Source organism: Mesorhizobium japonicum MAFF 303099 (assembly GCF_000009625.1).
Classification (GTDB): domain Bacteria; phylum Pseudomonadota; class Alphaproteobacteria; order Rhizobiales; family Rhizobiaceae; genus Mesorhizobium; species Mesorhizobium japonicum.
Genome location: NC_002678.2, coordinates 6060023 through 6074671, shown reverse-complemented (window position 1 = coordinate 6074671; position 14649 = coordinate 6060023). Strand labels below are relative to the sequence as shown.

Here is a 14649-nt window from a genome sequence, read left to right as displayed (position 1 = left end):
CATCTCGCTGTGCGCCAACGCTCGATGACAAAAGACAAGAAACGGGAGACTACCATTCGCAAGCCTCATTTGCGCGGTCGCGGACCGCATTTCCCCTTGCTCGACACCATCATGCAGTATGAGTTCGAGCCGGGCTATGTCGCCTTCACCATGCCGATGCAGAAACGGCTGCGCGTTCAGGTGGGATCGATGATCGTCGCCGATACGACCAAGGCGCTGGTGCTCTACGAATCCGATCATCTGCCGGTTTACTATTTTCCGATGAGTGACGTGCGCGAGGAGTTCCTGTTGCCGAGCAGGACGACGACAGAGAGTCCGTTCAAGGGCGTCGCCACGCATTATTCGCTGAACACCGGCATCACGCTGGTCGAGGACGCCGCCTGGCGCTATCTCGATCCGGTCAAGGGATCGCCTGACCTGTCGGGCTACATGTCCTTCTATTGGCCCAAGATGACGCACTGGTACGAGGAAGACGAAGAGATCTTCGTCCACGCCCGCGACCCGTTCCGCCGGGTCGATTGCCTACCCTCCTCGCGGCGGGTGCAGGTCATCCTCGACGGCGAGCAGGTCGCCGATTCACGCCGTGGCGTGTTCCTGTTCGAGACCGGCCATCCGGTGCGTCACTATCTGCCGATCTCGGACACGCGGCTCGATATGTTCGCGCCCAGCCGCTACATTTCACGCTGCCCCTACAAGGGCATCTCCAACTACTATCACGTGACGACGCCCCAGAAGCGGCACGAGAATCTCGTCTGGTACTATCCCGAGCCGGTGCATGAGGCCGAGCGCATCAAGGGACTGGTCTGCTTCCATCACGAACTGGTCGACAAAATCCTGGTCGACGGCGTCGATATCTCGAAGGAAGCCACGGCGGCATCGGACGGCTATTTCTGAGCCACGACACCCCAACCCTTTCAAATGGGATGCACTTTAAATAACCTTGCTACGGCGCGCATGGGTCTAGTAGCGCGCCATGATCTGGATGACAAAAGCCTTCTCTTCGTTTCTTGTAACTGCTGCACAGACGAACCAAGGTGATCCGTCAATCTTGAGCTACGGGCACCCAATATTCTCTTCGGCCAACGCATGGGTGCCGACAGTTTCCAAGAGGTCGAGTCGATAATATCACCAATTTCACGCAACAAGTACTGCTGATCGACAGCCTCATTTCGGTTTCTGTCAATTTCGCTCTTCAAGAAATTCACATGATCAGAAATTGCTTTCATCTGCGCTTGGACATCGATGTCATATTGAGACATCGCACCCAATTGCCCTTCGATAATAGCATTCCTATGAGAAACTGCATCCAACTGCGTTGCCACATTATTTGCATGCTCCCACAGACTGAGAATCTTTCTGACGGTTCCAGCCGGAATGAGGATGGGCCGTGCGTCCAGTTTTTCTTGTATCCAAGCCTTGTTCAGCGCCCATTCGTTGTCTGTATGCATAGCCAACGAGTTACCCTTCTCCCACCATTGATAGGTCCCGGTAATCTCTGGGCTTGATGCAACGCCAACCACGCTGGCTACACGCATGATGTAGTCCCAATCCTCTGTCGTGGTAAGGTTTTCGTCAAATCTCATGTTCAAATGATGGAAAACCCCCCTCGGAAAGGCGAGTGTATTGTTGGGCGAGTAATTACCACTCAGGTGCTGAATAAAATCAAATTCCGAAGGAAATGGTCCTGTTTTCCCAATCGATCTAACTCCATCTCGCCCTCTGAGGGAAACCGTCTCCACATGCTGCAGCGAAGATACGCATCTTAACAATGCACCATCATTTTCAATAGCGAGCTTCCGAAAACTGTCAACCCAGTGGCCCATTGGAATGTCATCATCATCGTGGATCGCAATATATCGACCGTTCGCCTGCGCAAAGCCTACATTCAACGGATGGGTTCTATTTCCGTGATCAACCCTGATCAACTTTGTCTTATCCCTGAGCCATAGAGGCAAATCTTCAATGACTTGCTCTATTGCTATCTGCCTTTCCAACGACAGGCGATGGCCTACGACAAAAACCTCGAAGTCGCGACACACCTGCCCGGCAAGACACGTGAAGTACTCGACCAAGGTATGAATACGCTTGCCTTGGGTCCTGGTGACAATGGACAGAAATGGTCGGTCGACGTCGCGGACAGCTTCAAAGGTGGGCCCGGTAATTGGCTCACAGGGTAGCGCCGCCACCACGAACTGGTTTATTTGGTCCTGATCGTTAACGTTCGCCCTGACGTATTTCAGGAAAGTCCGAATTGTGGTAGCATTCTGAAGAACAGGGTGGTCTCGCGGAAAGAACTGATCGCTGTGATTAACTCTGACATGATTCTGATCGCAGATACGAAGTCCAGCATGGCGAAGAACACGATCCAGGTGATCGTAGTCGTACATCATCACATGCGTGTGGTCCAGAAGTCCGGCATCCGTGTAGGCTATCGACCCCAATGCGAGTTTGAAACCGATGTCACGATGTTGAATATTCGGAACACTAATTGCCACCATGGCGCTGTGCTTGCTCGCGAGCGTAGCTATAGCCTTCAGAATCGAAAGGCCGTTAGGAAGATGCTCAAGAGTGTCTAACATGGAGATCGAACCCAGTTTACGATCGCCAATGACACGTTCAAAAAAGGAAAGCGCGTCTTCTTGGCTTTCCAGGAAATGCTCATGGGTTTCAAATCCCCGATCTTTCAGCGATTTCAAGCCGCTTTTGTTCGCATCGATCCCGACATAAACCCTTCCAACTTCTCCGGTAATATGTTCAGCGATAGCACCATAACCGCAGCCGATATCAAGGTGAACGACGCCCGACTCCGTTGAAATATCCAAATTGCGCTTCAATATTTCTATTAAATGACCGTAAACATTGTCAAACGCGTATTCATTTTTATATTCGTTGAAGGCATTAGTAATCATATTGCATACCTATGCTTTGCATAGTTTCCATCGACAAACTGAGCTACTGCTCGATTTTGGTCCCTCTGCTTTGGCAACAAGCCACTCTCTTTCCTCTTATTAAACTCGACAACAGCTCTCTTCTGAAACTCATCTCCAAACTGGATAAAGTCATCAAGTATTTTCTCGGTCAAATCTTCGCGAGACCATTTGTAGGTAAGAAGAAGCGCAGCCTCCGCAGAGTAAAACCTCTCGGATGAAGAGGGCTGCCATCCACCTTGCGTTGATAGCCGCTTGTCATGGAATGCAACAGCAGCGGGCTGGAAGACAACTCGCAATCCCAACTCGCGTACCCGCCACGAAAAATCAACGTCATCGCAGTACAGGAAGAAGGTCTTCGCGTCGAACCCTTCGATCCGCTCGTACGTATCTCTTCTAACAATCGCGCACGCAGTGCTAGCCCAAGACGTATCGCCAGTTTGCGTGTCGTACTCCTTTGGATGCTCTATCGGAATCTGCTTCGCCTCCACCATCCCAATCCCTTTTTCGGAAAAAGGGGCGATCAAATTCTCCAAGAGGCGCGGAGCCGGGACAACATCGGGATTTTGGATCAGGATAAAGTCAGCGGTCGCTGCCGCAGCCAGACGATTGTGACCACCTGCCGATCCCAAATTTTCATTGAAGAAATCATATTTTATCGTGATATTGGAGAACCTGTTTCTCAGAACTGATATCTGATCGTCGGTCAAGCAGGGATCAGGAGACGAATCTCCATAGACAACACAAAATTCGCTGACGCCGAAGGGTACAGCAAGCTCCGCGGCTCTGGCGATGCTCTCCAGAGAGCGTTCGATTGCATGTATGTCAGTTCTGTAAATTACCGACTGCTGTTGTATGGATATCGGCATATCGGATTCGACCTCTTTGGAATTTCTGGCTAATACGTTCCATCGTGCGGCAATCGAGGCGCAGGGCGACGATCAGTGTCTGAATGATCGAAGAACTCGCACCAGCAAACGCCATGAAGCAACCGTGGATAGGGCAGCAAGTGGCCAATTTCAACCGCTGATGATAAGCTGTTCGCTTATTTTTATCATGCCGTACGAAGCAGAAGATCGCCTCGATTGCCGAGCGCCGCGATCTTCAAGGGCGAGCCTTGGACCAATAAATTTGTTGAATTTCAGAACACATTGTGGCCCTCGCCTGGCAAATCTGTTAGCGGAGCTATCCGAACCGCGTTGACAACTCGGTGGCGCTTAAGAGCACAAAAGTCGCGAGGTTGAAGCGAAGATTTCAACAAGGCGCAGGCTCCGCTGACAAAAGTCCCATGCGTTGTGTTGAAGGCCATCCGCCAGCACGGTCGATGGCAAAATCAAGAGGACCCCTTTGGCTGAGCACGACGAGCTAACCCGACTGAGGGCTTATTGGTCTTATAACGAGCAGAGACTTGCCCAAGGGTTCATCATCGAAATGGATTATCCGTACCGGCCAAGAGTCCGGCAATGGGACGATCTTGCGGCTGGCAGTCCAATTCGTTCAATTATTAGCGCGAGAGACGCAGCTTATAGCGACGTTTTGAGGGGATTTTTAACTTACCGGGACCGGCTCTTGGCCATTTCGGCGGATGAACCACCAGACTCAGAACAACCTTACTGGTCCAATGACTGGTTGCCGCCGCTTGATGGCATCAGCATCTATGGGTTACTCACAAAGCTAAATCCGCGTTTTTACGTTGAAGTTGGATCTGGCAACTCTACGAAGTTTGCAAGACGCGCCATTCGCGACAACAATCTTAGAACGAAGATCATATCGGTTGATCCTTTTCCACGCGCGGAGATCGATGGGATCTGTGATCGGGTGATCAGGTCCGGCCTGCAGGACACGGACCTATCACTGTTCTCCGATCTAGGCGCCGGCGATATCGTATTCATAGATAACTCGCATCGCAGCTTTCAAAACTCTGATGTCACAGTCTTTTTTACTGAGATATTGCCCGCGTTGAGTTCTGGCTGCTACTACGGCATCCACGACATCTTCCTTCCGCTTGATTATCCAGAGGAATGGCTGGGACGCTTCTACAATGAACAGTATTTGTTGCAGATGTATCTTCTTGGTGGCGCTAGCGGAGACGAGATAATCCTCCCGATGGCACATATCAGACAGCAAGCCGGATTGCTGACGATATTAGATCCAATCACCAAAGGGGCTTCAATTAGGAACGCTATGGCGGTCGGTGGCGCTTTCTGGATGCGGCGGCGTTGAATTTTGGAGCCTGAATCGAATGTGAGTTATGAGTTCAAGGTCTTGTGAGGCGTCGAGTTAGCCGTCACGTGTGCAGGGATTGAGAAACGATCGCGGCAGTGGTTGGAGTTGTCGTTTGTTCCCAGTTATCTAGAGGCAGAACTATTGAAAAACGACGCGCTGGAGGGACTTCGCGGCATCGCGGCGCTTGGCGTCGTGTTCAGTCATCTGCTGTTCTCGCTGTTCCCGTATTTGGCGAACAACATGGTTCCCAGCAGCAATATCCCCCAAGCTTTCGGGTGGGAAAGCATCGCTATCCAGCCATTTTTCAGTATCTTCTACAATGGCAGCTTTGCGGTCTCAATCTTCTTCGTTCTTAGCGGGTATGTCCTAACCAAGAAGTTCTATGAGACTGGCGACACTCGCGTTCTCTACAGCGGTGCGGTCAAGCGTTATCCAAGGCTGATTATCCCGGCGGCGGTTTCTGTGTTTTTTGCATGGACGCTTCTATCGGCGGGTGCAATGAACAACGACCTTATCCCCGCCCTTGGGAGCGCAGGGTGGCCATATGGGCAGTATCACGAGCCAGTATCCTTCGTCGAAGCCGTTCGCATGGCATTTGTCGGGGCACCACTTCTTGGAGAAACGGTGCTTAATACCCCGTTGTGGACAATTCGCATTGAGCTGCTTGGATCTCTGTTCCTGTTTGCAGCCTATGCCATTGTTGGAGCGAAGAGGCCCATCGTTGCTTTTCTTGCTTACCTCCCCATGGTCCTACTGACCAATTGGGCGAACATAAGCATCGTCCATTTCATCGCGATCTTTGGAGGCAGCCTCTTAAACCGCCCTCACAATCTGTCCAAGATATCCTGGTATCTGATCGCGGCCGGGTTGATCGGCGGTGGCTTTGACTATTCTGAATTCTATGCCTGGGTACCTGTAATGGGCGGCGAGGAAAAGCTGGTCATGAACACACTCGGCGCCGTGCTTCTGGTTGCCGGCACACTGGCCAATCCAGCATTCGCGGCGCGCTCTGCGTCGAAAGCCCCCGTTTTTCTCGGCAGAGTGTCGTATTCCAGCTACCTGATCCATTGGCCGATCATCTGTTCTTTCAGTTTCGGGATGCTTTACGTCCTCAAACTGCAGCTTGGCCTCGATCACCAGACAGCCGCCTTAATTGTACTGGCCTCGACGTTGGCGTTCGTCCTTGTGGCAGCCACATGTTTCGAGCGGTACGTCGATGCGCCGGCCACGCGTTTGGCGTCAAATCTGGCCAGGCGCCTGATGCGCCCGGCGGCAGTTGCGGTGCAGGCGAAGGCAGGGTCTAGTGCGCTTGGAGACGATTTGTGGGAATCGAGAAGGGGCGGCCAAGGCGGTATGTGGAGGCATCCCAACCAAGAGAGCGAACCTTGAACGCGAGACGAAACAACCTGACCTTCGTTCGGTTTGTCGCGGCATGCATTGTCGTTATAGGCCACGCTCAGGCCATTGTCGGACACATTCAAACGCAAATTTTCGGCGGATCAGTTGCCGTGGTTGGGGTGATGGTTTTCTTCGCAATAAGCGGCTATCTCATAACTGATAGCTGGGAGCGGAACCCTTCCGTTGGGATTTTCTTTGCCAACCGTTGTCTGCGCATCTTGCCAGCGCTAGCGGTTGTCACGATACTGACTGCTTTCGTGCTCGGTCCGACCGTCACGTCGCTTTCGGTCGGTGATTATTTCAGCAACCCTAATCTTCTCTATTTTCTTCGAAATTTGTGGCTCTACACCACCTACTTCCTGCCGGGTGTTTTTGAACACAACCCAATTCCAAACGCTGTCAACGGGTCACTCTGGAGCCTTGCGCCCGAATTCCTGTGCTATACCATTGTCGCAGCGGTCGGGCTGAGCAGCCCCTATCTGCGCGGGTATGCATTCTTTGCACTGTTCATCGGTCTTGCTGCTGCGTGCTTTTATTACCCGAGTTACACCGGACCGCAGATCGTGTTTTACGCAACTGACGCCTTTCAGGCCGCTTCTGTAATGATGTTCTTCATGGTGGGCGCGATGATCAGACTGTTTCGCATCCCGCTCAACGTGTACGTCGCGGCCGCCCTGCTCGTCGGCTATTTCCTTTTCCCGGGAGGATCGCCTTATGTCAGGCTGACACTGAATTGGTTGGTGCTGAGCTACTTCGCCCTGTCCTTCGGGTTCGCGTCGTTCCCGATTCTCAACAGATGGGACAGACCGGGTGACTTTTCCTACGGCATTTACCTGTATGCGTTCCCGATCCAGCAAACACTCTGGTACCTGCTGGATGGCAGAATTTCTGCCAGCGAGATGATCGTCAGCTCGCTTGTATTGTCTATCGCCGCGGGGGTGGGTTCGTGGCACTTGGTCGAGAAACATGCTTTGAAATTGAAGCCGAGGCGCCGGATTAAAGTCGGTAGCGCGCGACCCGCTGTCGGCCTTGTCATCGATGGCGGTGAAGTCCCTCCGTAAGGCACAATCCGCACGCGGCTCGATATGTTCGCGCCCAGCCGCTACATTTCGCGTTGCCCCTACAAGGGCATCTCCACGAGAATCTCGTCTGGTACTATCCCGAGCCGGTGCATGAGGCCGAGCGCATCAAGGGGCTGGTCTGCTTCCACCACGAACTGGTCGACAAGATCCTGGTCGACGGCGTCGAGATCCCGAAAGAAGCCACGGCGGCATCGGACGGCTATTTCTAGGCATCGCTGCCCCCTGCCGGCTTGCGCATTGAGCGCTTGATCGAAACATGGCGCAGCGCATACCTTCCCTGAAACGGGGAGGGCTATCGATGGATCTTTTCAAGCTGGACGGCGATGTCGCGCTGGTCACCGGTGCCGGCAGCGGCATTGGCCAGGCAATCGCAATCGGATTGGCTGAGGCAGGAGCCGACGTCGCGTGTTTCGGTCATGCATCGAAAGGTGGGCTGGAAGAAACCGCGCAGCAAGTCACGACACTCGGGCGCAAGGCTTTGGTGCTGACCGGCACGGTCACCTCGCAGAGCGATCTGGCGGCGGCAATCGATCGCGTCGAGGCCGAACTCGGTGCATTGACCGTCGCCGTCAACAATGCCGGCATCGCCGGTTCCGAACCGGCCGAGACCTTGTCGCTCGAGAAATGGCAGAAGGTGCACGAGGTCAACGTCGCCGGCGTGTTCCTGTCCTGCCAGGCCGAAGCCCGCAAGATGCTGGCGCGCCGCAAGGGCTCGATCATCAACATCGCCTCGATGTCCGGCACCATCGTCAATCGCGGATTGACGCAGGCGCACTACAACTCCTCGAAGGCCGCCGTCATCCACATGTCGAAGAGCCTCGCCATGGAATGGGCCGATCGCGGACTGCGCGTCAATGTCGTCAGCCCCGGCTACACGCTGACGCCGATGAACAAGCGGCCGGAGGTGGCGGAGGAGATCAAGATCTTCAAGCGCGACACGCCTATGGGACGCATGGCAGCGCCTGAGGAAATGGTCGGGCCGACGGTGTTCCTGGCCAGCCGTGCGTCGAGCTTCGTCACCGGCCTCGACCTGATCGTCGATGGCGGCTACGTCTGCTGGTAGGACCGCATCTCGCAGAACTTCGCTTGCGGTCTGAATTTGTGCATCCGCGAAGCGTTAGTCGTTGCGCGAGATGAATGTTGGTATATATAATTTCATCCTATGAAACGGTTTGGCGAGACGGGGCTTGCCATGCCGGCAGCCGAGATCATGGGACCTTGATGGCTTGCACCTTGCAGGGCGCCGCAAGACTGGCAATTGATCCGCGGGTGATCGCTGCCGCAGCGATCCATCGGCAGCCATGACGCCGACAGCCTATTCCATCATCACGAGAATTGAGCACCATCTTGCCCGCGCTGGCCTAGCCAGGGCGACAATTTTGGCGCCGACGGCCTTGCGCAGCGAACCGCCTTTCCAACACAATCAAGAAAAGCCGCAAGAAGGGAACGACCGATAACCGTCACAGCTTGAAGGAGAACAAGCATGTCATTTCGCAGTCGAGTTTCGAAACTATCAATGGGCGCCGTCGCGCTCGCGACATTAGGCCTGCTGACACCTTCCGCCCAGGCCGCCGCACCGGAATCCAATGACCCGATCAAGATCGCCCTGTTCGACTGGACCAGCGTCAATCTGAACGCCAAGATCCTCGGCGGGATCCTGGAAAAGCTCGGCTATACCGTCGAATACCCGACCGCCGACTACCTCTCCAGCCTGACCACCGGCCTCACCAATGGCGACCTCGATGTCGGGCTGGAATTCTGGGACACCACCGCCGGCGAAGCCATGAAAGCCTCCGATGCGACCGGCCAGACCGAGCGGCTGGGCAAGCTTGGACCGAAGGCCAAGGAAGAGTGGTGGTTTCCCGAATATATGAAGGAGAAGTGCCCGACACTGCCGGACTGGCATGCCTTGCTCGACCCGACATGCGCGGCGTCGTTCTCGACGGCGGAGACTTCACCGAAGGGTCGCTATCTCGGCGGCCCGGTGACATGGGAAGGCTTTGACGACGAGCGCGTCGCGGCGCTGAAACTGCCCTTCACCGTCATCCACGCGGGCACCGATGCGGCGATGTTCGCCGAACTCGATTCCGCCTATCAGCGCAAGGCGCCGATCATGCTGTGGATCTATTCGCCGCACTGGGCGCCGGCCAAGTACAAGGGCGAATGGGTGCAATTCCCCGAGTACACGCCCGAGTGCTACAACGATCCGAAATGGGGGGTGAACCCCGACGCCAAATATGATTGCGGCAAGCCGCATGGCGAGATCTGGAAATATGCCTGGAACGGCATGAAGGACAAATGGCCGGTCGCCTACAAGGTGGCCAAGGCGTTCACGATCGACACCGACGAACTCAACAAGATGAGCGGCGATATCGACCTCAACGGCAAGACGCCGGAAGAGGTCGCCGCCGCCTGGATCGCCGCGCACGAGGCCGACTGGAAAGCCTGGGCGCAGTGATCGTTCCGACTGGAAAAGCGAGACCCGGCCGTTGAATGGCCGGGCCTCAAATCTTGATGTTCCAGAAGGACGATTGGATGACGGACGGGACTGAACGGGGATCGACGCAAAAGGGCACCAACGACCGCCCGGTAAAACTTGCCTGCCGCAATGTGTGGAAGCTGTTCGGGACGAACGCAGCCAGTTTCATCCGCGAGCGCGACGGCAAGGCCAGCATGGCCGATGTCACTTCTGCCGGACTGGTCGGCGCCGTGCGCGCGGTCGATCTCGAAATCCGGCAGGGCGAGATCTTCATCATCATGGGCCTGTCGGGCTCCGGGAAATCGACATTGGTGCGCTGCATGTCGCGGCTGGTCGAACCGAGCCACGGCAAGGTCGAATTCGAAGGCAAGGACCTGCTCAAGATTTCCGATGCGGCGCTCATCGAATTGCGCCGCCACCGCATGGGCATGGTGTTCCAGAATTTCGCGCTGCTGCCGCATCTCAATGTGCTCGACAACATCGCCTTTCCGCTCAGCATCCAGGGGCAGGACCGGGCAACACGCGAGGCACGCGCCCGCGAGGTCATCGAACTGGTCGGCTTGCACGGCCGCGAGCATTTCTACCCACGCGAATTGTCCGGCGGCCAGCAGCAGCGCGTCGGCATCGCGCGCAGCCTGGCGACCAAACCGGAGATCTGGTTCCTCGACGAGCCGTTCTCCGCGCTCGATCCGCTGATCCGCCGCGAGATGCAGGACGAATTGATGCGGCTCCAGACCATGCTGCACAAGACCATCGTCTTCATCACCCATGATTTCGACGAGGCGATCAGGCTTGCCGACCGCATCGCCATCATGAAGGACGGCGAGGTCATCCAGATCGGTACGCCGGAGGAACTGGTGGTCAACCCGGCGACCGATTATGTCGCCGAGTTCACCCGCAACGTCGACCGCGCCAAGGTGATTTCGGCGCGCAGCCTGATGCGCGCTTGCGACGGCGCTGAGCATGGGGGCACGGTAGCCCCGGATGCCAAGATCGCCAGTTTCTCGGCCAGCATCGTCTCCGCCGGCAAGCCGTTCGCCGTGGTCAACGGCACCGGCAAGCCGATCGGCGAAGTGACGCCGCAAGCGGTCATCGACCTGCTGGCCGGCATCGAGCACGCGAGGGCCGGCGCATGACGGTGACGGCAAGCACCAGCGAGCCGAGGCCGCCGCTTCAGCGGTGGCTGCTTGTCTGGGCGCTCGCCCTCGCCGCCGTGCTCGTGGTGTTCCTGCTGCAGGACAGCGTCCCTTGGGCAGTCGACTATCCGGCCAGCGCCGTCGTGCCCTTCGCCGACTGGGTCAGCGCGCTGATGGGCTGGATCAAATCGAACCTGTCATGGCTGACCCGCTCGATCACCGCGGTGCTCGGCGTGCCGCTCGATTTCGCGCTCAATCTCCTGGCCAAGAATTTCAAGATCGGCCATGGCGCGGACGCCTATGTCCTGCCGCGCCTCTCCTGGGTTGGCGTCTGCGCTGTCGCCTTCATCGCCGGCCATGCCGTGGGCGGCCGTAAACTCAGCCTGCTGGTCGGCGGTTGCTTCCTCTACATCGCGCTGTTCGGCCAATGGACCAGCGCCATGCTGACGCTGGCGCTGATCTCGATCGCCGTGCCGTTTTGCATTGTCACTGGCCTGTTCGCCGGCATCTGGGCCTGGCGCAAGCCATGGGCGGAAAGGCTCATCGTCTCTCCTGCCCTCGACCTGATGCAGACGATCCCGACCTTCGCCTATCTCATCCCGATGCTGCTCCTGTTCGGCAACAGCCCGGTGTCGGCGATGATCGCCACAGCTATTTTCGCCACGCCGCCGATGGTTCGGGCGACGATGCTCGGCCTGACGCGCGTGCCCCTGGAGATCGGCGAATTCAGCGACATGGCCGGCTGCACGGCGCGGCAGAAACTGTGGCGGGTGCTGCTGCCCTCCGCACGGCCGACGCTGATGGTCGGCGTCAACCAGGTTATCATGCTGGCGCTCAACATGGTGATCATCGCCTCGATGATCGGCGCCGGCGGCCTCGGCTATGACGTGCTCCTGGCGCTGCGCGCGCTGAAGGTCGGCGAGGCGATGGAGGCGGGTCTCGCCATCGTGGCGCTGGCAATCGCGCTCGACCGGCTGAGTCAGGCCATAGCCCACAAGCAGGCGAAGGGCCATGTTCATCAGGCGGTGGACCCGAGCTTCTGGCGGCGCTACCCCAATCTGACGCTGGCGATCGCCATCCTTTCCGTCACCACGCTGCTCGGCCTGCTCGTGCCGGCTTTCGCGGCGGTGCCGAAGGCGATCACCTTCACCACAGCGCCGCTGTGGAAGGCGGCGGTGAACTGGGTGACGATCAACTTCTTCGATGCGATCGAAGCCTTTCGCGTGGCGCTGATCCTCAATGTGCTCAATCCGGTGCGTGCCTTCTGCGAAGGCTTTCCGTGGCTGGGCGCGGTGTTCCTGCTCGGCCTTGCCGGCTATCAGCTCTCGGGCCTGCGCTTGGCGGCCCTGGTCGCCGCGCTGACCGTCTTCTGCGCCGTCACCGGCCTGTGGGAAAAGACCATGGCCACCGTCTATCTCTGCGGCATCTCGGCCTTCATCGCCTGCCTGATCGGCATCCCGATCGGGCTGATGGCGGCGCGCAGCGACCGTTTCGAGAAGATCGTCACACCCATCATCGACACGCTGCAGGTGCTTCCATCCTTCTGCTTCATCATTCCGGTGGTGATGCTGTTCCGCGTCGGCGATGTGACCGCCATGATCGCAACGATAGCCTTCGCCGTGGTGCCGGCGATCCGCTACACCAATCACGGCATAAGACAGGTGCCGCCGGCGCTGATCGAGGCGGCCAAGGTGTCGGGCTGCACGCCGCGCCAGACCTTCTTTCGCGTGCAATTGCCGCTGGCGCTGCCGGAGATCATGCTCGGCGTCAACCAGACCATCCTGATGGCGCTAGCGATGATCATCATCTGCGCCATGGTCGGCACGCGCGATCTCGGCCAGGAAGTGTTCATTGCACTGTCCAAAGCCGATTCCGGCCGCGGCATTGTCGCGGGCCTGGCAATCGCCTTCATCGGCATCGTCGCCGACCGGCTGTTCAACGCCTGGACGGCGAAGGCGCGGGCAAGGCTGGGATAGGCAGGACGATGCGTCGCGGCTATTCCGCCGCGACGCCCTTCACTTCGAGATAGCTCTCCATGGAATCGTCCAGCGCCTGCAGCCAGGGCGTATGGTGCAGCGGCGCCATGGTGCCGGTCATCAGCGAGCGGTAGGCGTGGTCGCGGAAGCCCATAATGTCTTCCGCCTTGTGGTGCTCCCACTCCATGAAGGTCTGGTTGACCGCCTCGACGTCGAAGCCGGGATAGTCGGTCTGGTCCATCAGTTCCTTGGTGTAGTCACCCTGGAACCAGATCATCTGCTCGGCGTCTTCCAGCGTTTCCTCGCGGGCGCGCCACTTGGCACTGTGCTCGGCCATCGCCTTGGCGGAGGGCAGCTTGATGCGGCCCATGATGACATCGCGGGCAAACCAGGCCTGCGCGTCGAACATGTTGAAGGTGTAGAATTGGTCCTGCATGCCGATGTAGGAAAGTTTCGGGTTCTTCTCCCAGACGACGCCTTCATAGAGGTCGAGCGGCCACATGCGGTTGGCGGTCTTGAGCTTGAGGTCGTCGGTGAGGAACGGAAAGGAATGGAGATAACCGGTGCACAGGATGATGGCGTCGACATCCTTTGACGTGCCGTCCTTGAAGTGGGCGGTCTTGCCGACGACCTTCTGCAGGAGCGGCACTTCCTTCCAATTGTCAGGCCATTTGAAGCCCATCGGCTTCGAACGGTAGCTGGAGGTGATCGATTTGGCGCCGTATTTGTAGCATTGCGAACCGATGTCCTCGGCCGAATAGGAGCGGCCGATGATCAATATGTCCTTGCCCTTGAATTCCATCGCGTCGCGGAAGTCATGGCTGTGCAGGATGCGGCCGTTGAAGGTGGCGAAACCCTCGAAATAGGGAACGTTGGGCACCGAGAAATGCCCGGAGGCGACGACGACGTTGTCGAACTCTTCCGAATAGGTGACGTCGTTGGTGCGGTCATGCGCGGTGACGGTGAATTTCTTGGTTTCGTCCGAGAAGGTCACCATGCGCACCGGGCTGTTGAAGCGCACCCATTTGCGCAGGCCCGATTTTTCGACGCGGCCCTTGATATAGTCCCAAAGAACGGCACGCGGCGGATAGGAGCCGATCGGCCGCCCGAAATGCTCCTCGAAAGTGTAGTCGGCGAATTCCAGGCATTCCTTCGGTCCGTTCGACCAGAGGTAGCGGTACATCGAGCCATGCACGGGATCGCCATGCTCGTCGAGGCCGGTGCGCCAGGTGTAGTTCCACAGGCCGCCCCAGTCCGACTGCTTTTCGAAGCAGACGATCTCGGGAATGTCGGCACCCTTGTCGGCGGCCGACTTGAAGGCCCTGAGCTGTGCCAGGCCGGACGGTCCGGCGCCGATGACGGCAACGCGCGTTTTCATTTGCAGGGCCTCCTCATTTTTGATTTCCCCAGCGAAACAAATTTCAC

11 protein-coding genes and 1 pseudogene are annotated in these 14649 nt (G+C 57.2%); 9 read left to right on the top strand and 3 right to left on the bottom strand.

Going from position 1 to position 14649, the window contains the following annotated elements:
• The first annotated feature begins 96 nt into the window (after window positions 1-96).
• Window positions 97-894, top strand: a complete 798-nt coding sequence (locus MAFF_RS29960) for a DUF427 domain-containing protein (protein ID WP_244420652.1) — start codon at window positions 97-99, stop codon at window positions 892-894.
• 20 nt (window positions 895-914) lie between these two features.
• Here MAFF_RS29960 and MAFF_RS29955 read toward each other — a convergent pair whose 3' ends face one another.
• Together MAFF_RS29955 and MAFF_RS29950 are read right to left on the bottom strand one after the other, a co-directional pair.
• Entirely contained in the window at window positions 915-2909 is a 1995-nt protein-coding gene (locus MAFF_RS29955) for a methyltransferase domain-containing protein (RefSeq protein WP_010914775.1), read from the bottom strand.
• Entirely contained in the window at window positions 2906-3796 is an 891-nt protein-coding gene (locus tag MAFF_RS29950; protein WP_010914774.1) for a glycosyltransferase family 2 protein, read from the bottom strand. Before MAFF_RS29950 ends, MAFF_RS29955 begins: the two co-directional genes overlap by 4 nt.
• A 478-nt stretch (window positions 3797-4274) precedes the next feature.
• Here MAFF_RS29950 and MAFF_RS29945 point away from each other — a divergent pair, with 478 nt between their 5' ends.
• The 8 genes and pseudogenes from MAFF_RS29945 (at window position 4275) to MAFF_RS29915 (ending at window position 13224) form a co-directional block, all read left to right on the top strand.
• Complete coding sequence (locus MAFF_RS29945; RefSeq protein ID WP_157866105.1) at window positions 4275-5150, top strand: class I SAM-dependent methyltransferase; 876 nt, start codon at window positions 4275-4277, stop codon at window positions 5148-5150.
• Window positions 5151-5294: 144 nt separating this feature from the next.
• Window positions 5295-6542 carry an acyltransferase family protein gene (locus MAFF_RS29940; RefSeq protein WP_157866104.1) on the top strand — a complete coding sequence of 416 codons (1248 nt, stop codon included), beginning with the start codon at window positions 5295-5297 and terminating at the stop codon, window positions 6540-6542.
• Entirely contained in the window at window positions 6539-7612 is a 1074-nt protein-coding gene (locus MAFF_RS29935) for an acyltransferase family protein (RefSeq protein ID WP_010914771.1), read from the top strand. Before MAFF_RS29940 ends, MAFF_RS29935 begins: the two co-directional genes overlap by 4 nt.
• A gap of 12 nt (window positions 7613-7624) precedes the next feature.
• Window positions 7625-7842: pseudogene (locus tag MAFF_RS38450) on the top strand (DUF427 domain-containing protein); the annotation flags it as partial.
• An 89-nt stretch (window positions 7843-7931) separates the two neighbouring features.
• On the top strand, window positions 7932-8696 hold the full coding sequence (locus MAFF_RS29930; RefSeq protein ID WP_044549682.1) for an SDR family oxidoreductase: 765 nt from the start codon (window positions 7932-7934) through the stop codon (window positions 8694-8696).
• A 420-nt stretch (window positions 8697-9116) separates the two neighbouring features.
• The gene (locus tag MAFF_RS29925; RefSeq protein ID WP_010914767.1) at window positions 9117-10091 is read left to right on the top strand and encodes an ABC transporter substrate-binding protein; all 975 of its coding nucleotides are present in this window, start codon (window positions 9117-9119) and stop codon (window positions 10089-10091) included.
• 77 nt (window positions 10092-10168) lie between these two features.
• A complete protein-coding gene (locus MAFF_RS29920) occupies window positions 10169-11248 on the top strand; it encodes a quaternary amine ABC transporter ATP-binding protein (RefSeq protein WP_010914766.1) in 1080 nt (359 codons plus the stop codon).
• A complete protein-coding gene (locus MAFF_RS29915) occupies window positions 11245-13224 on the top strand; it encodes an ABC transporter permease (protein ID WP_010914765.1) in 1980 nt (659 codons plus the stop codon). Before MAFF_RS29920 ends, MAFF_RS29915 begins: the two co-directional genes overlap by 4 nt.
• 19 nt (window positions 13225-13243) lie before the next feature.
• Here MAFF_RS29915 and MAFF_RS29910 read toward each other — a convergent pair whose 3' ends face one another.
• Entirely contained in the window at window positions 13244-14602 is a 1359-nt protein-coding gene (locus MAFF_RS29910) for an NAD(P)-binding domain-containing protein (RefSeq protein WP_010914764.1), read from the bottom strand.
• Window positions 14603-14649 lie beyond the last annotated feature (47 nt).